Consider the following 21,658-nt stretch of genomic DNA (forward strand, 5'->3'; position numbering starts at 1 on the left):
AATCGGGTTCGGATGAGCGAGTGTATCGCAATCGAATTGTAGAAAATCTACATGAAAATGCTAGCTCTATCGTCGGCAATTTCTGCAGTGGGCGATGCCGCTGATTAGGGTTTTCACTAGGAAAGCCTTGCTGGTGGCGGGGGTGTGAGTTGTGCGTATGCTGATCCGCATTGCGCGCGTGTAGTTTTTCTACTAGACTGACTTCGTTCGTTCGATGCACTCGACCGTCCCCACGATTCCAACCGCCGGTGTCCGTCCGGCATACAGGAGCGCCCAGCATGACGTCGCTGCACCCCACCCTGGCGAAAGTCACCGATCGCGTGATCGCCCGCAGCCAATCGACCCGTTCCGCCTATCTGCAGCGCATCGACGGCGCGCAAGGCAAGTTCCCGGCGCGCGGCGCGCTGTCGTGCGCGAACCTCGCGCACGGCTTCGCGGGTCTCGAAGGCAGCGACAAGTTCCAGATCAAGGCGATCCGCGAGCCGAACATCGGCATCGTGTCCTCGTACAACGAGATGCTGTCCGCGCACGCGCCGTACAAGGATTTCCCCGACATCATCAAGGCCGCCGCGCGCGAGAACGGCGGCGTCGCGCAGTTCGCGGGCGGCGTGCCGGCGATGTGCGACGGCGTCACGCAGGGCAACCCGGGCATGGAGCTGTCGCTGTTCTCGCGCGAGGCGATCGCGATGGGCACCGCGATCGCGCTCACCCACAACATGTTCGACGCGGCGCTCTGCCTCGGCATCTGCGACAAGATCGTGCCGGGCCTCCTGATCGGCGCGCTGCAGTTCGGCCACCTGCCGACCATCTTCGTGCCGGCCGGCCCGATGACGAGCGGCCTGTCGAACGACGACAAGGCGAAGATCCGCCAGCAGTTCGCGACCGGCCAGGTCGGCCGCGACGCGCTGCTCGAAGCGGAATCGGCGGCATATCACGGCCACGGCACCTGCACGTTCTACGGCACCGCGAACAGCAACCAGATGCTGATGGAGCTGATGGGCCTGCACCTGCCGGGGTCGGCGTTCGTCCATCCGCACACGCCGCTGCGCGACGCGCTGACCGCCGAAGCCGCGCGCCGCGTGCTCGACCTGACGGTCGAGCGCGGCCACTACACGCCGATCGGCCACGTGATCGACGAGAAGGCGATCGTCAACGGGATCGTCGCGTTGCTCGCGACGGGCGGCTCGACCAACCACACGCTGCACCTCGTCGCGATCGCGCGCGCGGCCGGCATCCTGATCGACTGGAACGATTTCGACGAGCTGTCGGCGGTCGTGCCGCTGCTCGCGAAGATCTACCCGAACGGCAAGGCCGACGTGAACCACTTCCACGCGGCGGGCGGCGTCGCGTTCCTGGTGCGCAACCTGCTCGAGGGCGGGCTGCTGCACGAAGACGTGACGACCGTGGCGGGCAAGGGCCTGTCGCACTACACGAAGGAGCCGAAGCTGATCGACGGCAAGCTGACGTGGGTCGACGGCACGGCCGAGAGCCACGACACGAAGGTGCTGCGCGGCATTCGCGACCCGTTCCAGCCGGACGGCGGCCTGCGCCTGATGCAGGGCCGGCTCGGCCGCGGCGTGATCAAGATCTCGGCGGTCGCGCCCGAGCACCGCAAGGTGACGGCGCCCGCGATCGTGTTCGATTCGCAGGAAGCCGTGCAGGAGGCCTTCGATCGCGGCGAGCTGAAGCGCGATTTCGTCGCGGTCGTGCGCTTCCAGGGCGCGCGCGCGAACGGGATGCCCGAGCTGCATCGTTTGACGCCGCTGCTCGGCGTGCTGCAGGATCAGGGCTTCCATGTCGCGCTCGTCACCGACGGCCGCATGTCGGGCGCGTCGGGCAAGGTGCCGGCCGTGATCCACGTGTCGCCGGAAGCGCTGCTGGCCGGCCCGCTCGGCAAGGTGAAGACGGGCGACACGCTCGTGATCGACGCGGAAGCCGGCATCCTCGACATCGAGGTCGACGACGCCGAGTGGCAGGCGCGCCCGGTCGCGCAGCCGCTGCACCAGGCCGACAACGAAACGGGTTTCGGGCGCGAACTGTTCGGCGTGTTCCGCGCGGCGGCCGCGCCGGCCGAGCAGGGCGCATCGGTTTTCGGGACGCTGGTCGGCGAAACGGCCGTCAGCGTCGCTGCATGAATTTCAAGGAGTGTTCCAGATGAAGACGATTGCTGAAATCGTGAAGCTGGGCCCGGTGATTCCGGTGCTCGCATTCGACTCGGTCGAGCAGGCCGAACACGTGTCGCGCGCGTTGCACGCGGGCGGCGTCAAGGTGCTCGAGATCACGCTGCGCACGCCGGCCGGCCTGGAGGCGATCCAGCGCGCGAGCCAGCTCGCGGACGACATCGTCGTCGGCGTCGGCACGATCACGAAGCCCGAGCACTGCGAGCAGGCGAAGCGCGCGGGCGCGAAGTTCGGCGTGTCGCCGGGCCTGACGAAGGACCTGCACCTCGCGTCCCTCGACGCCGGCCTGCCGCTGCTGCCGGGCGTGATGACGCCGAGCGACATCATCCAGGCGCTCGAGTTCGGCTACGAGATCGTCAAGTTCTTCCCCGCGCAGCAAGCCGGCGGCGTGCCGATGCTGCAGGCGTTCCACGGTCCGTTCCCGGCGCTGAAGTTCTGCCCGACGGGCGGCATCACGGTCGACACCGCGCCGAATTTCCTGAAGCTGCCGAACGTCGTGTGCGTCGGCGGTTCGTGGCTCACGCCGAAGGCCGCGCTCGCCGCGCAGGACTGGGCCGAAGTCACGCGCCTCGCGCAAGCCGCGAGCCAGCTGCCTCGTTAAGACTTGTACGAAACGAACGTTTGACCCTCGGTAAGCGAGCGCTTAGTGCTTGTTTTACCGAGGGTTTTTGCTGATGGAACCGGTTCTATCCGCGGACCGTAAAGATAAGTAAAATTCAGCGTCCTCGCGGGGTGGGAACCCCCGTGTTTCGGAGACCTGCATAGCCGGGCATACTCGCAACAACTCGCCCGGTTCGAACAATCCTAGGAGGAGTGCCACATGGGGGCTGTCCAAGGCAGCATGCTGCTCATTTATACCGTGATCGCGATCGTCGCGCTGATCGTGATGATCGCGCGGTTCAAGATCTATCCGTTCCTGGTGCTCATCATCGTCTCGCTCGGCCTCGGCCTCGTGGTCGGGATGCCGATGGACAAGATCGTCAAGTCGTTCGAGACCGGCAACGGCAACACGCTCGGCCACATCGCGGTGGTCGTCGGCCTCGGCACGATGCTCGGCAAGATGATGGCCGAATCGGGCGGCGCGGAGCGGATCGCGACCACGCTGATCGACTGGTTCGGCGAGAAGAACATCCATTGGGCGATGATGTTCGTCGCGATCATCGTCGGCCTGCCGGTGTTCTTCGAAGTCGGCTTCGTGCTGCTGATCCCGATCGCGTTCAACGTCGCGAAGCGCACCGGCAAGTCGCTGCTCGTCGTCGGCCTGCCGATGGTCGCGGGCCTGTCCGTCGTGCACGGGCTGATTCCGCCGCACCCGGCCGCGCTGCTGGCCGTCCAGCAATACGGTGCCGACATCGGCAAGACGATCGCGTTCGGCCTGATCGTCGGCGTGCCGACCGCGATCGTCGCGGGCCCGCTGTTCGCGCTGATGATCTCGAAATTCGTCAAGCTGCCGGAGAACAATCCGCTCGCCGCGCAGTTCGTCGAATCGCACACGGAAGGCAAGCAGCGCGAACTGCCGAGCTTCGGCATCACGCTGTTCACGATCCTGCTGCCGGTGATCCTGATGCTGGTCGGCAGCTGGGCCGACCTGATCTTCACGCCGAAGTCGCTGCCGAACAGCCTGCTGCGCTTTGCCGGCAACTCCGACGTCGCGCTGCTGATCGCCGTGCTGGTGAGCTTCTTCACGTTCGGCAAGCTGCAGGGTTTCAACCGCGACCAGATCCAGAAGTTCTGCGGCGAATGCCTGGCGCCGATCGCCGGCATCACGCTGATCGTCGGTGCGGGCGGCGGCTTCGGCGGCGTCCTGCGCGACAGCGGGATCTCGCAGCAGATCGTCGAGACCGCGAAGCACGCGCACCTGTCGCCGCTGCTGCTCGGCTGGTTCGTCGCGGCGCTGATGCGTCTCGCGACGGGTTCGGCGACGGTCGCGATGACGACGGCCTGCGGCATCGTCGCGCCGATCGCGGCGGCGTCGGGCGCGGCGGTTCGTCCGGAGCTGCTGGTGCTCGCGACGGGCTCGGGCTCGCTGATCTTCTCGCACGTGAACGACGGCGGCTTCTGGCTGATCAAGGAATACTTCGGGATGACGGTCGGCCAGACGTTCAAGACCTGGTCGCTGCTTGAAACCATCATCTCGGTGCTCGGTCTGAGCTTTACGCTGCTGCTGAGCGTGGTTTTGTAACAAGGGGTAGTCAATGATTCTGATCGCAATGGGCGTGTCGGGCGCGGGCAAATCGCGAATCGGCGAAATGCTGGCAGAACGCCTGTCGTGCAGCTATACCGACGGCGACGCGTTTCACAGCGCGGCGAACAAGGAAAAGATGCACAACGGCATTCCGCTGACCGACGACGACCGCTGGCCGTGGCTGCGCACGATCCGCGCGGCCATCGAGGAAAAGCAGCGTGCCGGCGAGACGGCCGTGTTCACGTGCTCGTCGCTGAAGCGGTCGTACCGCGACGTGCTGCGCGGCACCGACACCGACGTGCGGTTCGTGTATCTGAAGGGCTCGTTCGAGGTGTTGCACGAGCGCCTGAAAAGCCGCACCGGCCATTTCTTCGATCCGTCGCTGCTGAAGAGCCAGCTCGATACGCTCGAGGAGCCGGGCCCGGACGAGGCGATCGAGGTCAGCATCGAGCTGACGCCCGAACAGATCGTCGATCAGGTGATGGCGAAGATCGGCCACGCGCACTAAGCGCGGTTCGCGGCAATCGTGATGCCGCAGTGAGACAGGCGCCCCTCGGGGCGCCTTTTTTCGTCGAGCGCGCGCGAGCCGCCAAAGAAAAAGCCCGATGCGAGCAATTTCGCATCGGGCTTTTTTTCCGTCCGGCGACGGCGGCGCTTACGCGATCCGCTTCGCGAGTTCGACGGCCTTGCCGATGTACGACGCCGGCGTCATCGCGAGCAGGCGGTCCTTCGCGTCCTGCGGGATCGCCAGCGTGGCGACGAATTCCTGCAGCGCTTCGCGCGTGATGCCCTTGCCGCGCGTCAGTTCCTTCAGCTGTTCGTACGGGTTCTCGATGCCGTAGCGGCGCATCACCGTCTGCACCGGCTCCGCGAGCACTTCCCAGCAGTTGTCGAGATCTTCGTTCAGGCGCTGCGGGTTGACTTCGAGCTTGTCGAGGCCGCGGATCAGCGAGTCGTACGCGAGCAGCGAATAGCCGAGCGCGACGCCCATGTTGCGCAGCACCGTCGAGTCGGTCAGGTCACGCTGCCAGCGCGACACCGGCAGCTTGTCGGCGAGGTGGCGCAGCGTCGCGTTCGCGAGGCCGAGGTTGCCTTCCGAGTTCTCGAAGTCGATCGGGTTGACCTTGTGCGGCATCGTCGACGAGCCGATTTCGCCGGCCTTCGTCTTCTGCTTGAAGTAGCCGACCGAGATGTAGCCCCACACGTCGCGATCGAGGTCGAGCAGGATCGTGTTCGCGCGCGCAACCGCGTCGAACAGCTCGGCCATGTAGTCGTGCGGTTCGATCTGGATCGTGTACGGGTTGAACGTGAGCTTCAGGCGGTTCTCGATCACGTCGCGCGAGAACGCTTCCCAGTCGAATTCCGGATACGCGGACAGGTGCGCGTTGAAGTTGCCGACCGCGCCGTTCATCTTGCCGAGGATCTCGACTTTCTCAATGCGCGTAATCGCGCGTGCGAGGCGCGCGGCGACGTTCGCGAGTTCCTTGCCGAGCGTCGTCGGGCTGGCCGGCTGGCCGTGCGTGCGCGACAGCATCGGCTGCTCGGCGAGCGCGTGCGACAGCGCGACGAGGCGCTGGTGGACCGTGCGCAGCGCCGGCACGATCACGTGCTCGCGCGCGCCGGCGAGCATCATCCCGTGCGACGTGTTGTTGATGTCTTCGGACGTGCACGCGAAGTGGATGAATTCGCTGGCCTTCTCGAGTTCGGCCTGGCCCTTGACCGATTCCTTCAGCCAGTATTCGACGGCCTTCACGTCGTGGTTCGTCACGCGCTCGATTTCCTTGATGCGGGCGGCGTCGTGCGCGGTGAAGCGCTCCGCGAGTTGCAGCAGGAATTGTTCGGACGCGTCGGAGAAGCGCGGGACTTCCGCGAAGCCGGCGCGCGACAGCGCGATCAGCCAGTGCACCTCGACGGTGACGCGGTGGCGCATGAAGGCGGCTTCGGAGAGCCAGTCGCGCAGCGCTTCGGTCTTGCTGGCGTAGCGGCCGTCGATGGGCGAGAGCGCGGTGAGGGCGAAAAGCGTATCGGGACGAGTGTCGGACATGATCGGGCGGGCCTTGGGGCCGGGTCGAGCGAGGGGGGAAGAATCCGGCATTTTACCATCGCCGCGGGGCGATCCCGGCCGAACCGGTCCGGCCGGCGCCGGCGCGGACAAATCGCGCGCGCGCCGCGTCGAAACCGCCCCGGCAACGCGCCCGCGCGGCCCGCCGACGGCCGGTCGGGTCGGCTTGCCTGCCGACGTGTGCGGCGGCTCGCCGGGCTGCCCGCCACGCCGCCGGGCCGGCCCGCCCGCCGGTAGAATGCAGGCTTCTTCCCGACCGCCGCCCGCCGCGCCCGCCTGCATGGAACTGAAATGGCTCGAAGACTTCGTCTCGCTCGCGGAAACGCGCAGCTTTAGCCGCTCCGCCGAACTGCGGCACGTGTCGCAGCCCGCGTTCTCGCGGCGTATCCAGGCGCTCGAGGCGTGGCTCGCGACCGAACTGATCGATCGTTCGGTCTATCCGACGCGGCTCACGCAGGCCGGCCAGATCTTCTACGAGCAGGCGCTGACGATGCTGTCGCAGGCGCACGAGGCGCGCACGCTGCTGCGCGGCCACGTCGGCGCCCCGGTGCCGACGATCGAGTTCGCGGTGCCGCACACGCTGTCGCTCACGTATTTTCCGCGCTGGCTGCAGCGGATCGAGGCGAAGATGGGGCAGGTCCACACGCGGCTGCGCGCGCTGAACGTGCACGATGCCGTGCTGTCGCTCGTCGAGGGCGGCTGCGATCTCGTGATGGGCTACCACCACCCGAGCCATCCGGTCGCGCTCGACCCGGCCCGCTACGACATGCTGGTGCTCGGCAGCGAGCCGATCAGCGCGTTTTCGGCGCCGGGCCGCGCGGGCCGGCCGCGCTATACGCTGCCGGGCACGGCCGAGGCGCGCGTGCCGTACCTGTCGTATACGCCGAACGCGTATCTCGGCCGGATGACCGAAGTCATCGTGGCGAATGCACCGACGTCGCTGTTCCTCGATCGTGTTTACGAAACCGACATGGCGGAGGGGCTGAAGGCGATGGCGCTCGCGGGCCACGGCGTCGCGTTCCTGCCGCACAGCGCGGTCGAGGATGCGGTGGCGAGCGGCCGCCTGATCCGGCTCGACCGTTCCGCGCGCGGCGGCACCCATCCGTTCACGCTGACGATGGAGATCCGCCTGTACTGCGACAAGCTCGCGCTGCAGGGCGACGATCCGCACCAGAAACTCGTGCGCGCGCTGTGGGACGTCGTGCGCGACGAACTGCGCGAAACCACCGGTTAACCGTGGGCGGTTAACCGGGCCAACCGTGCCGGTCGTGCGCGACCGACTGACGAGCCGCTTTCGACGCCTGTCGAACGCCCGCCCGGCGGGCATCCCGCGACTTTCACCGACGATTTTTCACGCACGCGATGCATGGCCGATCGAGTGCGTTCTTGCGCAAATCGACCGCGGATTTGCGAAAAATCACGATCATGCAAGAAACGCATAATCGAATAAGCAAACGGCATTGGATTAAAAAAACGGGTTTTTCGACAATGTGCGCAATCCGTTGAACGTTGGAGTGTCCATGTCTTCGCAACTGCAGTCCATCCCGTCCTACCTTCACGCCGACGATCTCGGCCCGTGGGGCAACTACCTTCAGCAGGTCGATCGCGTCGCGCCGTACCTCGGCTCGCTGTCGCGCTGGCTCGAGACGCTGAAGCGTCCGAAGCGCATCCTGATCGTCGACTGCCCCATCGAGCTCGACAACGGCACCGTCGCGCACTTCGAAGGCTATCGCGTGCAGCACAACGTGTCGCGCGGCCCGGGCAAGGGCGGCGTGCGCTACCACCAGGACGTGACGCTGTCGGAAGTGATGGCGCTGTCGGCATGGATGTCGGTGAAGAACGCGGCCGTGAACGTGCCGTACGGCGGTGCGAAGGGCGGCATCCGCGTCGACCCGCGCAAGCTGTCGCGTGGTGAGCTCGAGCGCGTGACGCGCCGCTACACCAGCGAAATCGGCATCATCATCGGGCCGAACACCGACATTCCGGCACCGGACGTCAACACCAACGAACAGGTGATGGCGTGGATGATGGACACGTACTCGATGAACCAGGGCCAGACGTCGACCGGCGTCGTGACCGGCAAGCCGATCGCGCTCGGCGGTTCGCTCGGCCGCAAGGAAGCAACGGGCCGCGGCGTGTTCGTCGTCGGCTCCGAAGCGGCGAAGAAGAAGGGCCTGGAAATCGAAGGCGCGCGCATCGCGGTGCAGGGCTTCGGCAACGTCGGCGGCATCGCGGCGAAGCTGTTCCAGGAAGCGGGCGCGAAGGTGATCGCGGTGCAGGATCACACGGGCACGATCTACCAGCCGGCCGGCCTCGATTCGAACAAGCTGCTCGACCACGTCGCACGCACGGGCGGCGTCGCGGGCTTCGAAGGAGCCGAGCCGATGCCGAACGACGAGTTCTGGACGGTCGAGACCGACATCCTGATCCCGGCGGCACTGGAAAACCAGATCACCGAAAAGAACGCGGCGAAGATCCGCACGAAGATCATCGTCGAAGGCGCGAACGGCCCGACGACGACGGCGGCGGACGACATCCTGAGCGCGAACGGCGTGCTCGTGATCCCCGACGTGATCGCGAACGCGGGCGGCGTGACCGTGTCGTACTTCGAGTGGGTGCAGGACTTCTCGAGCTTCTTCTGGACGGAAGACGAGATCAACCACCGTCTCGAGCGCGTGATGCGCGAAGCGTTCGCCGGCGTGTGGGCGGTCGCGGAAGAGCACAAGGTGACGGTGCGTACGGCGGCGTTCATCGTCGCGTGCAAGCGCATCCTGATGGCGCGCGAAATGCGCGGCCTGTACCCCTGATCGGTCGTTGCCGATCGCCGATCGGTTGACTACGATCAAAGCATGACGCAATCCACCCGATTGCGTGCATGAACCCTCGCGGGCGATGCCGAATCCGGCATCGCCCGCGCGCGCATTCAGGTGCCGAAACGGGCGCCCGGAGCCGGGAGGACGGCTTCGCACAGCGCGATTCGTAGTGCGGTTAACAACCAGTACTTTCAAAAATATTACTTTGATACACTGGCGCGGGTTTTAGCCAAGGAGATGACCAAAATGAAATACCACAAGGCAGTCCTGATGGTCGCGGCGCTGTGCGCGTTCGCGAGCGGCGCGCACGCACAGGAGACCGGCACGCTGAAGAAGATCAAGGACACGGGCGTGATCGCGCTGGGCCACCGCGAATCGTCGATTCCGTTCTCCTACTATGACCAGAACCAGCAGGTCGTCGGCTATTCGCGCGAATTCCAGTTGAAGGTCGTGGACGCGGTGAAGAAAAAGCTGAACCTGCCGAACCTGCAGGTCAAGAACATCCCGGTCACGTCGCAGAACCGCATCCCGCTCGTGCAGAACGGCACGGTCGACATCGAGTGCGGCTCGACGACCAACAACCTCGAGCGTCAGCAGCAGGCCGCATTCTCCGACACGATCTTCGTGATCGGCACGCGCCTGATGACGAAGAAGGATTCGGGCGTGAAGGACTTCGCCGACCTGAAGGGCAAGACGGTCGTGACCACCGCCGGCACGACGTCCGAGCGCCTGCTGCGCAAGATGAACAACGACAAGCAGCTGGGCATGAACATCATCAGCGCGAAGGATCACGGCGACTCGTTCAACACGCTCGAGTCGGGCCGCGCGGTCGCGTTCATGATGGACGACGCGCTGCTCGCGGGCGAGCGCGCGAAGGCGAAGCAGCCGGGCGAATGGGTGATCGTCGGCACGCCGCAGTCGGAAGAGGCGTACGGCTGCATGATGCGCAAGGGTGATGCGGACTTCAAGAAGGTCGTCGACGACGCGATCTCGCAAGTCGAGAAGTCGGGCGAAGCCGCGAAGATCTACGCGAAGTGGTTCGAGAACCCGATCCCGCCGAAGGGGCTGAACCTGAACTTCCCGCTGTCCGATTCGATGAAGAAGCTGTACGCGACCCCGAACGACAAGGCGCTCGACTGACCACGCGGCCGTTGACGCAGAAATGACGCTACTGAGACGGAAGAGGCCACGCTTCTTCCGTTTCTTTTTGCTGGAGTCTTGCCCATGTCTTACCACTGGAACTGGGGCGTCTTCCTGAGCCCCGTCTCGACCGGCGAGCCGACGACTTATTTCGGATGGCTGATGTCCGGCTTCTGGGTGACGATCGAGGTGTCGCTCGTCGCCTGGGTCATCGCGCTGATCGTCGGCTCGCTGTTCGGCGTGCTGCGCACGGTGCCGAACAAATGGCTGTCCGCGATCGGCACCGTGTACGTGTCGATCTTCCGGAACATCCCGCTGATCGTGCAGTTCTTCATCTGGTACCTCGTCGTGCCCGAACTGCTGCCCGCGTCGATCGGCACCTGGATCAAGCAGTTGCCGCCGACCACGCAGTTCTTCACCTCGTCGATCATCTGTCTCGGCCTGTTTACGGGCGCGCGCGTGTGCGAACAGGTGCGCTCGGGGATCAACGCGCTGCCGAAGGGCCAGCGCGCGGCCGGCCTCGCGATGGGCTTCACGCAATGGCAGACGTACCGCTACGTGCTGCTGCCGGTTGCGTACCGGATCATCGTGCCGCCGCTCACGTCCGAGTTCCTGAACATCTTCAAGAACTCGGCGGTCGCGTCGACCATCGGCCTGCTCGACCTGTCCGCGCAGGCGCGCCAGCTTGTCGACTACACCGCGCAGACCTACGAGTCGTTCATCGCGGTCACGCTCGCGTACGTGATCATCAACCTCGTCGTGATGGCGTTCATGCGCTGGATCGAAGGCCGCACGCGGCTGCCCGGCTACATCGGAGGCAAGTGATGCATCAGTTCGACTGGAGTAGTATTCCCGGCGCGATACCGACGCTGTGGACGGGGGCGATCGTCACGTTCAAGATCACGCTGATCGCGATCGTCGTCGGCATCGTGTGGGGCACGTTGCTCGCGCTGCTGCGGCTGTCGGGCGTGAAGCCGCTCGCGTGGTTCGCGAAGGCGTACGTGACGGTGTTCCGCTCGATCCCGCTCGTGATGGTGCTGCTGTGGTTCTTCCTGATCGTGCCGCAGGTGCTGCAGGGCGTGCTCGGGCTGTCGCCGACGATCGACATTCGCCTCGCGTCGGCGATGGTCGCGTTCTCGCTGTTCGAAGCCGCGTATTATTCCGAGATCATCCGCGCCGGCATCCAGGCGGTGCCGCGCGGGCAGGTCAACGCCGCGTTCGCGCTCGGCATGAACTACGCGCAGGCGATGCGCCTCGTGATCCTGCCGCAGGCGTTCCGCGCGATGGTGCCGCTGCTGCTCACGCAGGCGATCGTCCTGTTCCAGGATACGTCGCTCGTGTACGTGATCAGTCTCGCGGACTTCTTCCGCACGGCCGCCAACGTCGGCGATCGCGACGGCACGACCGTCGAGATGGTCCTGTTCGCGGGCGCATGCTATTTCGTGGTTTGCTCGGTGGCGTCTGCCCTCGTCAAAGGTCTCCAGAAAAAGGTCACAAGATGATTTCCATCAAGAACGTTTCCAAGTGGTACGGCCAGTTTCAGGTCCTCACCGATTGCACGACCGAGGTCAAGAAGGGTGAGGTGGTGGTCGTGTGCGGCCCGTCCGGCTCGGGCAAGTCGACGCTGATCAAGACCGTGAACGGCCTCGAGCCGTTCCAGCAGGGCGAGATCCTCGTGAACGGCCAGTCGGTCGGCGACAAGAAGACGAACCTGTCGAAGCTGCGCTCGAAGGTCGGAATGGTGTTCCAGCATTTCGAGTTGTTCCCGCACCTGTCGATCACCGAGAACCTGACGCTCGCGCAGGTCAAGGTGCTCGGCCGCGGCAAGGACGAAGCGGCCGAGAAGGGCATGAAGCTGCTCGATCGCGTCGGCCTGAAGGCGCATGCGCACAAGTTTCCGGGCCAGTTGTCGGGCGGTCAGCAGCAGCGGGTCGCGATCGCGCGCGCGCTGTCGATGGACCCGATCGCGATGCTGTTCGACGAACCGACGTCCGCGCTCGATCCCGAGATGATCAACGAGGTGCTCGACGTGATGGTCGAACTCGCGCAGGAAGGGATGACGATGATGGTCGTCACGCACGAGATGGGCTTCGCGAAGAAGGTCGCCCATCGCGTGATCTTCATGGACAAGGGCGCGATCGTCGAGGACGACCGCAAGGACGATTTCTTCTCGAATCCGAAGTCGGACCGCGCGAAGGACTTCCTCGCGAAAATCCTGCACTGAGCGTTCGTGCAGCGCGTGCGCCGCATGCACGCCGATGAAAAAACCGCCCGGCTGAACATCGGGCGGTTTTTTTCGCGGACTGCCCGTCGCCCGCCGGTGGCAGCGGACGGGTTGCCGAGTCGGGCGTTACCAGCTGTAGCGGTAGCCGACCTGCCCGGTCACGCCGCGCCGGTAATCGCCGCCGATGTTGCGCGCATATTTCACGTTCGCGTACAACGCGCCCGACTTGCCGAAGCCCGCGGTCACGCCAAGGCCGAGCTCGTACCACGTGCGGCCCAGGTGCGTCGCGAACGGCGTGCCGCCGACGACGGTCTGGCCCGGCGACAGGAAGTCGTGCAGCACGTCGGCCGTGAAGTACGGTGTCGCGGCGCCGCCGCCCGCGTTCGCGTCGAGGTTCGGCCGGAAGACGCGCACGCCGACGCGTCCGCGCAGCGCGTGGGTCGTCGTGCCGGACACGGCCGATACGTTGTCGTTGAACCCGTTCAGCTTCAGGTACTGGTACATCAGCTGCGCCTGCGGCTCGACCGCGATCGGCGTGCCGCCGATCCCGAACGGCTTGCCGACCTCCTGCGACAGCGCGATGCCGAAGCCGTTCTGCGAGGCCTCGTTGCCGTAGCTGTCGCGATAGCGGTTGCCGTAGTGCGTGACCTGGCCGACGCTGTCGAAGTAGGTGCCGTCGGACAGGTAGCGCGTCCAGTAGCCGCCGACGCTCTGCGCGTGCATCTCGACCGAGCCCGTCGACGTCGACAGCCCGGCCGTGTCGGCGCGTGCCGTGTCGCTGAAGCTCGCGTTCGCGACGCCGATGCTCGCCGTCACGCCCGCATGCGTGCTGCCGCCGGCGGGCGCCTGGTCGAGCGTCCAGTCCTTGCCGAACTGCGCGAAGAACGTGCGCTCGTCGGCCGCGAAGCGGCCCGCGTTCGCGTCGAGGCTCTGTCCGCCGATGCGGCCCCACACGCCGTCGCGGTTGCCCGGCGCCTGCTTCTCGAGGTTGTAGATGTCGCCGACGCGCTCGTGCAGCTTGCCAAGCGTCGAGAAGCCGTAGTCGGCGTTCAGCAGCGGCGTCATCGCATAACCCGCGACGCCAGGACGGTACGCGAGATCGCCGCCGTCGTCGATGATGGACGGGCCGACCGGATCGCCGGGGTCCGTCGGGTCCAGTTGCGAGCGCAGGTACCAGCCGTTCGCATCGCCCTGTCCGCCGCGGTAGAGCCGGTATTCGTACGCGCCGGCCTGTACGGGGCCCGCGAGATGGAACGCCGACGCGGTCGTCGTGCCGCCATTGGCCGTGACGACCACCGGAATCCCGTCGCCCGTCGTCTGCGCGCCGGTGCCGGCGGTGTTCGCGATTTTCAGCCCGGTCGTGCCGCTCGCGGTGCCGCCGTTCACGATCAGCCGGTCGGTCGGCGATGCGTCGGCGCCGAGGTAGGTGTTCAGCGCGATCGTGCCGCCGTTGCCGACGTAACTGCCGGTCGTCAGCGTCCGGTAGCTGCCGGCGGCCGTCGGTGAACCGGACGGCGCGGCGAACGCGACCAGGCCCGCGTTGTTCAGGCTGCTCAGCACGGAGCTGCCGGTCATGTGCCACGTGCTCGAGCCGTCGACGCTCAGCGCGACCGGGTCGATCGCGCCGGTCAGGGTCGTGCCGTTCGTCAGGAACACGTTGCCGGTGCTCGACGCGTCCGACACGATGTCGCCGGCGAGATTCACGGCCGATGCGTTGAAGGTCGCGGTGCTGCCGTTCGCGAGGTCCAGCAGCGTGCCGTTGCCGGCCGTCACGACGGTGCCGTTGCGCACCGCGATGTCGACGCTGCCGCCGCGTGCGGCGAACGCCGGCCCGGCGACGGACGCGACGCTGCCGCCGTCGACGCGCACCGAGCTCGTCGCGCCGGTCGCGAGCGTGTCCGTGCTCATGACGCCGGCCGTCGCGCCCTTGAGCGTCGTGCCCGTCAGCGCGAGCACGCCGCCGCCGTCGACGGTCGCGCCGTTGCCGGCCGCGCTCGCGAGCGACGAACCCGTGTCGCCGATACGGCCGCCGTTGCGCGCGACGAGACCGTCCGCTGCCGCGCCCGCCGCAGAGACCTTCGTGCCCGACAGCCACACGGTCGCGCCGCTGCCCGCGACGATTGCATGCGCGCCGGCGCCGGTCGTCGCGACGGTCGTGCCGTCGGCCGCGAGCGTCGAATCCGCGCCCGTCACGAAGAGGCCGCGTGCGTTGTCGCCGGCGGTGCGTACGACGGTCGCCGCGTCGGTCGCGATGCGTGCGCCCGTGCCCGTCGACGACAGCCCGTCGGCGCCATTGCCGGTCGTGCCGATCTGCGTGCCCGACAGCACGATCGTCGTGTTCGTGCCGAGGTTGTCGATGCCCTTGCCGGCGCCGCCCGCCGCGATCGACGTCGCGCCGGCCGCGATCCCGCCGTTCGAGACGGTCGAGTCGATCAGCACGCCGTCGGCACTGCCGTTCGCGACGACGGTGCCCGCGCCCGACAGCGCGACCGACGCACCCGCGCCGGTCAGGTGCACGCCCGCGACGCCGTCGTCGGCCTCGATCGTGCCCGCGTTGGCGAGCGTCGCCGATGCGCCCTGCACGAGCGCGCCGGTGCCGTTGGCCACGCGGATCGCCGACGCGTTGTTCACGGTGCCGAGCGTGCCGACCACGACGCCCGTCGAGCCTGCGCCGCTCAGCAGCACCGTGTCGCGGTTGTCGAGCGTGCCGAGGTTCTGCGCGACGAAACCCGTCACGCCCGCGGTCGACGAGGTGACCGCGGCATCGTTGGTCAGCGTCGTCGCGACCGGTGCGCCGGCATTCGCGCCGGCGAGGTCGTGCGCCTGGCCGTCGACGACGCCCGCGATCGCGCCGGCCGCGTTCAGGTTGATGGTCGCGCCCGAGTCGATCGTGCCCTTCGCGCCGCCTTCGACTGCTACCGCGATGCCGTTCGCGCCGTTGACGTTGTAGGTGGCGTGGCCGGTGGACAGCGTCGTGCCGGCACCGGTCGCGAGCACGCCGCGCGCGCGCTGGCCGTTGACGTCGGTCGTCAGCGTGCCGGCGGCCGATGCCCCCGTATAGGCCGCGCCGCCCGCCATGCGGAACAGCGTCGAATCGTCGGTATCGACGCTCAGGTGCTGCGCGGCGACGTTGATCTTCGAGCCTGCGCCATACGCATAGAAGCCGATCTGGTTCGTGCCCGACATGAAGTGGGGCACCGCGTTCGCGTCGACGTTGATCGTCGCGCCCGAGCGCGCATGGACGCCGATCGCACCGGTGCCCTTCAGGTTGAGCGCGCCGTCGACCGTGGCCTTCGCGCGCGGCCCTTCGGCCCACACGCCGTAGTTGCGCGTGTCCGATGCCGGATCGAGCCCGCCGGCCACGTTGATCGTGCCGGTCGACGTTGCGGCCGTCGGGGTCGAGCCGGTGCCGACCACCATGATGCCGATGCCGTTCACGCCGTTCAGCGTGATCGTGCCGGTGTTGGTCACGGTCGCGGCCGTGTTGGCCGCGAGCATGCCGACGTTGGCGAACGGCGTGCCGGGCGCCGCGCCGTTCACGACGATCGTGCCCGCGTTGCGCAGCGTGCCGGACGACGAACCGATGCTCGCCATTCCGGCGCCGTTCTGCGTCTGCGAGCCGATCACGATCGAGCCGAGGTTGCTGGCGGTGCCCGACGCGCCGAGCAGGATCCCGTACGCATGCGCGGACAGCGCGACGTCGTTGGCCGCCGCCCCCGGCCCGTACTGGGCCGCGCGGCCGAGATAGATCGTGCCGCCGGCCGCGTTCGTGAAGGTGCCGCCCGCCGCGAAGCCGCCGATCACCTGGCTGTCGAGCGTCGTCGCGTTGACGCCGACGTTGATCGTGCCGGCGTTCGACGCGTTCGCGCCGCCCGTCACGGCCACCGCGTAGTTCTGCAGGTCGGGGCGGTCGCCGGCGAGCGTCCATGCGCCGACGTTCATCACGCCGTGGTTGACGAACGAGGTGCCCGAGCCGTTCGCGTACACGCCGTTGCCCTCGCTGTACGCATGGAACCCGAAGTTGTCGGGCGGCGTGCCGCTGCTCGTGTCGAAATTGTCGCCGGACGCGTAGCCGGACGAGATCACGCCGTTGTTGACGCCGCTCGCGCCGCTCAGCAGGCGCACCAGCGTGAAATCGCCCGACAGGCGGCCGTCGTTGACGAAGTGCGCGCCGTTTTCCGCGAGGACGGCCGAACTCGATGCGATCGTGTTGGTGCCGCGGAAGTCGATCTGGCCGTCCTTGCCGATCTGCAGCGTCGCGTTCGGGCCGGTGCCGTGCATTGCCGACAGGTGATCGATCGGCAGCGTGTTCTTGTCGCCGGCGGACACGTTGTTCGCGTACTGGAAGGTCTCCTTCGAGAACGTGACGGCCTGGCCGAACGCGGTGTCGTACGCGGCCTGCGAGCCGAGCGCGCCGCTCCGGACCGAACGCACGAGGAAGTCGTTGTAGGCGGCGAGCGACGCGGCGTCGCTGACGGTCCACGTGCTGCCGTCGAACGCGGTGAAAGTGCCCGCATAGGCCGGCACGTCGAGCTGGAGGTTGCCGACGGAGCCGCCGCTCGCGAGGTAGTCGCCGGTGGTGAACCAGACCTGGTTGCGTGAATTCCAGTTGACGACGCTCGGGGTGGCGCCCGTCCCGTCCGCGACGGTGAGGTCCGTCTGCTTCGCGGCCATCGTGATTGCGTTGCCGGCCGAGCCGGGCGCGTTGGCGGGATTGCCGATCGACACGTTCAGCGTGCCGCCGGAGCGGTCGACGGTGCCGATCCGCGTGTTCACGTACTGGTCGCCGTTGACGTCGCGGTAGACGGGCACGTCGGTCGTGCCGACCGTCGACGCGGAGAACGCGGACGAGTCGTAGGTGGCGACCGACGTATGGGTGCCCGTGATCGTGTCGGGCGTGCCGATGTTTTGCGTCTTGCCGCCGAGCGACACCAGCGGCTGATCCGGATTTCCCGACACGATCGTCGTCGTGCCGAACGGGATGCGCGTGTAGCCGGCGTCGCCGCTGTTCTGCGCCGTCCATGCGCCCGTCACGCCGACCGCGTCGCCGCCGGACACGGTCGTGGCGCCGGCCAGGTTGTCGTTCACGGTCGGGCTGACGCTGCCGAGCGCGCAGCTGCCGCCGCTCGCGACCGCCGAACCGTCGCCGCAGCTCGACGCGTACGCGGAGCCGGCCGACAGCGCGGCCAGCGCGGCACCGAGCGCGGCGACGCGCAGCGGCGAGCGGCGCATCGCCGTGCGGCCGGCGCGGGTGCTTGCGCCCGATTCCCGGCGTGAACGCTTGCCGCGCGCCCGTGTCGTTTCCGCGACCGCGACCCAGCAGCCGGCGGCGTCGCTCCAGATCGATCGAAATGAGTGATTCACGACATGCCCTCTTTCTTGTTTTGAAGTGGTATTCGCCGCATGCGGCGAATGCGCATTCCACGGTGCCGCGTGACGCGAATGGACATGCGGCAGCCGTGGCTGCATGACGCGCCGGTCGGGTTTCGTTACACCGAAGATGGAGCGAGTCTACTAATTGGCGGGGCGGGCGATTTTCAAAAAATCGGGAAATGTGGGGATGGTAACGGTATTGAGTGGTATTTCTGAGTTGTGTGGGTAATCGAACTGAAAGCCTTTGTGGGTAAGGGCTTGGTGGATTTTTTATAGAACAGGTGGAAGCGCCGGTTCGGTAGGCTGGCGCACGATAGGCGTGGGGATTTTGCTTTAAGCTGAGGCTTGCGGATTGTCCGGTTTCGAATGTCTTGTTTTATTTGTTTCGACGGTTAATCATTTTCACTTGAAAATTAATTAAATAAAAGTGAATGTCGTGTGGCGACGCACGCGTGCTTGAAATGGCAGCCTGAATGGAGTTGTCGGGGGAGATTTTCAATGAGGGCAATCATCGGCGGATGCGTGGTTCAACGATCCGGGCATGACGCGGGTTCGCCGGACCGCGACGCTGGCGGAACAGCGCAACGCACGAAGGGCGCGCCCGGCGGCGGCGCGGCGCGCTCAGAAATCGATCGCGTCGTCGGAATCGCCGTCGGCGCCGGCCGCGAGTGCGGCGTGCTGCGTACCGCACGGCGCGGACGCCGACGCGTCGAGCGCCGGGTTGCGCAGTTTCTCGAGCACGCACTCGGGCACCGGAATCTGCATCCGCGCGGCGACGTCGCCGCACTGGAACATGATCAGCTCGCCCGGTTCGAACGAGGTCCAGATTTCGTTGTCGGTCAGCGGCTGCGTGGCGATCACCGCGACGCGATCCTCGGGCGTCGTGTATTTCGCGAAGTCGATCGACAGGTCTTCGTCGACCAGATGCGCGGTCGAGAACGGCCAGCGCCGCACGAGGTAGTGCAGCCGCGTCGAGCAGTGCGCGAAGAGGGCCTGGCCGTTCGACATCAGGAAGTTGAACACGCCGTGATCGGTGATGTCGCGCGTCAGCTCGCCGACGCGCTCGAACAGCTCCGGCAACGGCGGCTGCGCGCCGGGGAACGCTTCGCGCAGCCCCTGCATGAGCACGCAGAACGCCTTCTCGCTGTCGGTGGTGCCGACCGGGTGGTAGACGCTGCCGTCGAGATCGGGTTCGTACTCCTGCAGATCGCCGTTATGCGCGAAGATCCAGTGCCGCCCCCACAGCTCGCGCATGAACGGGTGGCTGTTCTCGAGCAGGATGTGGCCTTGCGTGGCCTTGCGGATGTGCGCGATCGTGTTCTTGGACTTGATCGGGTAGCGCTTGACCATTTCGGCGAGCGGCGACGTGGCCGATGCCTGGTGGTCGACGAAGAGGCGACAGGCCTTGTCCTCAAAGAACGCGATCCCCCAGCCGTCGGCATGGTGATCGGTGAGGCCGCCCCGGGCCGCGAAACCTGTGAAGGAGAATGTGACGTCCGTCGGCGCGGCGCAGTTCATTCCTAGGAGTTGGCACATTTTACTTGGGGCGGGGGCGGAAGCAGGGTAACCAACCGGGTGAACCCCGGTACAATGTGGCTTCTAGCATATCACCGAGCCTTGAGCGGTAAAAAGCGGATTCCGCCGGCCGAAGGCCCCGTGTTGCGGTTTGCCGTCAGTCGGCCCGCGCACGCGCGTTCCGGCCCCGCAGATGGCCAGCCCGTTCCTCACGACGCCTCCTATGACTGCCTCGAACGCTTCCTCTCCGGCGACGCTCACGCTCGCCCGTCCCGACGACCTGCACCTGCACCTGCGCGACGGCGACATGCTGGCCGCGGTGCTGCCGCACACGGCGCGCCAGTTCGCCCGCGCGATCGTCATGCCGAACCTGAAGCCGCCCGTCACGACCACCGCGCAAGCGCAGGCCTATCGCGAGCGAATCCTGGCCGCGCTGCCGGCGGGCATGGCGTTCGAGCCGCTGATGACGCTGTACCTGACCGACAACACGTCGCCCGACGAAATCCGCCGCGCGCGCGACAGCGGCTTCGTGCACGGCGTGAAGCTGTATCCGGCCGGCGCGACGACGAACTCCGACCACGGCGTCAGCGATCTCGCGAAGTGCGCGAAGACGCTCGAGGTCATGCAGGAAACCGGCATGCCGCTGCTCGTGCACGGCGAGGTGACCGATCCGGCGATCGACATGTTCGATCGCGAGAAGGTGTTCATCGACCGCGTGATGACGCCGCTGCGCCGCGATTTCCCCGGCCTGAAGGTGGTGTTCGAGCACATCACCACGAAGGACGCGGCCGACTACGTGCGCGACGCCGATGCGGCGCCGGGCCTGCTCGGCGCGACGATCACGCCGCAGCACATGCTGTACAGCCGCAACGCGCTGTTCGTCGGCGGGATCCGCCCGCATTACTACTGCCTGCCGGTGCTGAAGCGTGAAACGCACCGCGTCGCGCTCGTCGAAGCCGCGACGTCGGGCAACCCGCGCTTCTTCCTCGGCACCGACAGCGCACCGCACGCACGCGACGCGAAGGAAACCGCGTGCGGCTGCGCGGGCTGCTACACGGCGCTGCACGCGCTCGAGCTGTATGCGGAAGCGTTCGACAAGGCGGGCGCGCTCGACAAGCTGGAAAATTTCGCCAGCCGCTTCGGCGCCGATTTCTACGGGCTGCCGCACAGCACCGAGACGATCACGCTGCGCCGCGAGACCTGGGAACTGCCGCGCGAGGTGTTCGCGGGCGATACGCCGGTCGTGCCGCTGCGCGCCGGCGAATCGATCGGCTGGAAGTTCGCGTGACCGGCACGCCGCCGCGCGCGGCCGGCCACGCGGCCGGCGGCGGCGCGGCGGCGTTCGCGCGGATCGACTGGTCCGCGCCGTGGCTCGCGCGTTACGCGGAACCGGGCCGCACGCTTCAGGCGGCCGCGCTCGCCGGCGAGGCCGCGCTGCTCGACGCACTGAACGGCGCACTGCGCGGTGATGCCCGTGTCAGCGGCTGCGGCAAGCCGCTGCGCTTCGTGCCACAGGCCGAGCTGCCGCCCGGCATCGCATACGAAACCCATATCGCCGCGACCGGCGGCGTCCCGACCCGCCACAATCTCCACGACTTCTTCAATGCGCTCGTCTGGTTCGCGTATCCGCGCACCAAGGCTGCGCTGAACGCACGCCAGGCCGCGGCGATCGATGCCGCGGGCGGCGTCGGGCCGGTGCGCGGCACGCTGCGCGATGCGCTGACGCTGTTCGACGAAAATGCCGCGCTGTTCGTGACGGCCGACCGCACGCTCGCCGACGCGCTGCGCGGCTTCAGTTGGCAGCAGCTGCTGGTGGCGGCGCGCGACGCGTGGGGCACGCGCTGCGAGGCGCGGCTCGTCGGCCATGCGCTGCTCGAGAAGCTCGTTGCGCCCTACAAGTCGTGCACCGCGCACGCATGGATCGTCGAAGTGGGCGACGACTATTTTTCGTGGCCCGACGTGCAGCGTGCCGCGCATGTCGATGCGCGGATCGCCGGCGAACTCGCGACCCGCGACCTGACGAGCCGCGATTTCGCGCCGCTGCCGGTGCTCGGCGTGCCGGGCTGGTGCGAAGCGAATGCCGCGCCCGCGTTCTACGACGATCCGGCGGTTTTCCGCAGCGGCCGCCGCTCGCGCGCTGCCGGCGGCGGCGCACAGTGCTAGAAT

Annotated in this window: 15 protein-coding genes; 12 read left to right on the forward strand and 3 right to left on the reverse strand. The window is 67.0% G+C overall.

The window, feature by feature from the left end; all coding sequences use genetic code 11:
- The first annotated feature begins 278 nt into the window (after positions 1–278).
- The 4 genes from edd (at position 279) to U4012_RS05490 (ending at position 4,873) form a co-directional block, all read left to right on the forward strand.
- Complete coding sequence (edd, locus tag U4012_RS05475) at positions 279–2,135, forward strand: phosphogluconate dehydratase (protein ID WP_124519971.1); 1,857 nt, start codon at positions 279–281, stop codon at positions 2,133–2,135.
- A 19-nt stretch (positions 2,136–2,154) separates the two neighbouring features.
- Positions 2,155–2,781, forward strand: coding sequence for a bifunctional 4-hydroxy-2-oxoglutarate aldolase/2-dehydro-3-deoxy-phosphogluconate aldolase (eda, locus tag U4012_RS05480; RefSeq protein WP_321796810.1), 627 nt, complete (start codon positions 2,155–2,157; stop codon positions 2,779–2,781).
- Positions 2,782–3,000: 219 nt separating this feature from the next.
- Positions 3,001–4,362 (forward strand): GntP family permease, encoded by a 1,362-nt coding sequence (locus U4012_RS05485; RefSeq protein WP_044844150.1) that lies wholly within the window; start codon positions 3,001–3,003, stop codon positions 4,360–4,362.
- Positions 4,363–4,375: 13 nt separating this feature from the next.
- Positions 4,376–4,873 carry a gluconokinase gene (locus tag U4012_RS05490; RefSeq protein WP_044844149.1) on the forward strand — a complete coding sequence of 166 codons (498 nt, stop codon included), beginning with the start codon at positions 4,376–4,378 and terminating at the stop codon, positions 4,871–4,873.
- Between the two features lie 147 nt (positions 4,874–5,020).
- Here the strand turns inward: U4012_RS05490 and purB are convergent, their stop codons facing one another.
- On the reverse strand, positions 5,021–6,409 hold the full coding sequence (gene purB / locus U4012_RS05495) for an adenylosuccinate lyase (RefSeq protein WP_044844148.1): 1,389 nt from the start codon (positions 6,407–6,409) through the stop codon (positions 5,021–5,023).
- Positions 6,410–6,707: 298 nt separating this feature from the next.
- Between purB and U4012_RS05500 the strand changes: the two genes are divergently transcribed.
- From U4012_RS05500 to U4012_RS05525, 6 genes are all read left to right on the forward strand, one after another.
- Entirely contained in the window at positions 6,708–7,661 is a 954-nt protein-coding gene (locus U4012_RS05500; protein WP_044848296.1) for a LysR substrate-binding domain-containing protein, read from the forward strand.
- A gap of 286 nt (positions 7,662–7,947) precedes the next feature.
- The gene (locus U4012_RS05505; RefSeq protein ID WP_226211072.1) at positions 7,948–9,234 is read left to right on the forward strand and encodes a Glu/Leu/Phe/Val family dehydrogenase; all 1,287 of its coding nucleotides are present in this window, start codon (positions 7,948–7,950) and stop codon (positions 9,232–9,234) included.
- Between the two features lie 252 nt (positions 9,235–9,486).
- Positions 9,487–10,380, forward strand: coding sequence for a glutamate/aspartate ABC transporter substrate-binding protein (locus U4012_RS05510; protein WP_321796817.1), 894 nt, complete (start codon positions 9,487–9,489; stop codon positions 10,378–10,380).
- Positions 10,381–10,464: 84 nt separating this feature from the next.
- On the forward strand, positions 10,465–11,205 hold the full coding sequence (locus U4012_RS05515) for an amino acid ABC transporter permease (RefSeq protein ID WP_044848294.1): 741 nt from the start codon (positions 10,465–10,467) through the stop codon (positions 11,203–11,205).
- Complete coding sequence (gene gltK / locus U4012_RS05520) at positions 11,205–11,882, forward strand: glutamate/aspartate ABC transporter permease GltK (RefSeq protein WP_044848293.1); 678 nt, start codon at positions 11,205–11,207, stop codon at positions 11,880–11,882. The genes U4012_RS05515 and gltK overlap by 1 nt, the downstream gene beginning before the upstream one ends.
- Positions 11,879–12,604, forward strand: a complete 726-nt coding sequence (locus U4012_RS05525) for an amino acid ABC transporter ATP-binding protein (RefSeq protein WP_044848292.1) — start codon at positions 11,879–11,881, stop codon at positions 12,602–12,604. The genes gltK and U4012_RS05525 overlap by 4 nt, the downstream gene beginning before the upstream one ends.
- Before the next feature lie 126 nt (positions 12,605–12,730).
- Here U4012_RS05525 and U4012_RS05530 read toward each other — a convergent pair whose 3' ends face one another.
- Together U4012_RS05530 and U4012_RS05535 are read right to left on the reverse strand one after the other, a co-directional pair.
- Positions 12,731–17,968: an autotransporter outer membrane beta-barrel domain-containing protein gene (locus U4012_RS05530; protein WP_321796821.1), complete on the reverse strand. Its 5,238-nt coding sequence runs from the start codon at positions 17,966–17,968 to the stop codon at positions 12,731–12,733.
- A gap of 630 nt (positions 17,969–18,598) precedes the next feature.
- Positions 18,599–19,513 carry a class II glutamine amidotransferase gene (locus U4012_RS05535; RefSeq protein WP_321796823.1) on the reverse strand — a complete coding sequence of 305 codons (915 nt, stop codon included), beginning with the start codon at positions 19,511–19,513 and terminating at the stop codon, positions 18,599–18,601.
- Positions 19,514–19,715: 202 nt separating this feature from the next.
- Here U4012_RS05535 and pyrC point away from each other — a divergent pair, with 202 nt between their 5' ends.
- Positions 19,716–20,780, forward strand: a complete 1,065-nt coding sequence (pyrC, locus tag U4012_RS05540) for a dihydroorotase (protein WP_044848289.1) — start codon at positions 19,716–19,718, stop codon at positions 20,778–20,780.
- Positions 20,777–21,655 carry a DUF3025 domain-containing protein gene (locus tag U4012_RS05545; protein ID WP_321796827.1) on the forward strand — a complete coding sequence of 293 codons (879 nt, stop codon included), beginning with the start codon at positions 20,777–20,779 and terminating at the stop codon, positions 21,653–21,655. The genes pyrC and U4012_RS05545 overlap by 4 nt, the downstream gene beginning before the upstream one ends.
- Positions 21,656–21,658: the final 3 nt, after the last annotated feature.

This window comes from Burkholderia sp. BCC1988 (genome assembly GCF_905339895.1).
GTDB lineage: Bacteria > Pseudomonadota > Gammaproteobacteria > Burkholderiales > Burkholderiaceae > Burkholderia.

Coding starts and splice junctions, on each gene's coding strand:
- edd (WP_124519971.1), top strand. CDS start 279: ATGACGTCGCTGCACCCCACCCTGGCGAAAGTCACCGATCGCGTGATC.
- eda (WP_321796810.1), top strand. CDS start 2,155: ATGAAGACGATTGCTGAAATCGTGAAGCTGGGCCCGGTGATTCCGGTG.
- U4012_RS05485 (WP_044844150.1), top strand. CDS start 3,001: ATGGGGGCTGTCCAAGGCAGCATGCTGCTCATTTATACCGTGATCGCG.
- U4012_RS05490 (WP_044844149.1), top strand. CDS start 4,376: ATGATTCTGATCGCAATGGGCGTGTCGGGCGCGGGCAAATCGCGAATC.
- purB (WP_044844148.1), bottom strand. CDS start 6,409: ATGTCCGACACTCGTCCCGATACGCTTTTCGCCCTCACCGCGCTCTCG.
- U4012_RS05500 (WP_044848296.1), top strand. CDS start 6,708: ATGGAACTGAAATGGCTCGAAGACTTCGTCTCGCTCGCGGAAACGCGC.
- U4012_RS05505 (WP_226211072.1), top strand. CDS start 7,948: ATGTCTTCGCAACTGCAGTCCATCCCGTCCTACCTTCACGCCGACGAT.
- U4012_RS05510 (WP_321796817.1), top strand. CDS start 9,487: ATGAAATACCACAAGGCAGTCCTGATGGTCGCGGCGCTGTGCGCGTTC.
- U4012_RS05515 (WP_044848294.1), top strand. CDS start 10,465: ATGTCTTACCACTGGAACTGGGGCGTCTTCCTGAGCCCCGTCTCGACC.
- gltK (WP_044848293.1), top strand. CDS start 11,205: ATGCATCAGTTCGACTGGAGTAGTATTCCCGGCGCGATACCGACGCTG.
- U4012_RS05525 (WP_044848292.1), top strand. CDS start 11,879: ATGATTTCCATCAAGAACGTTTCCAAGTGGTACGGCCAGTTTCAGGTC.
- U4012_RS05535 (WP_321796823.1), bottom strand. CDS start 19,513: ATGTGCCAACTCCTAGGAATGAACTGCGCCGCGCCGACGGACGTCACA.
- pyrC (WP_044848289.1), top strand. CDS start 19,716: ATGACTGCCTCGAACGCTTCCTCTCCGGCGACGCTCACGCTCGCCCGT.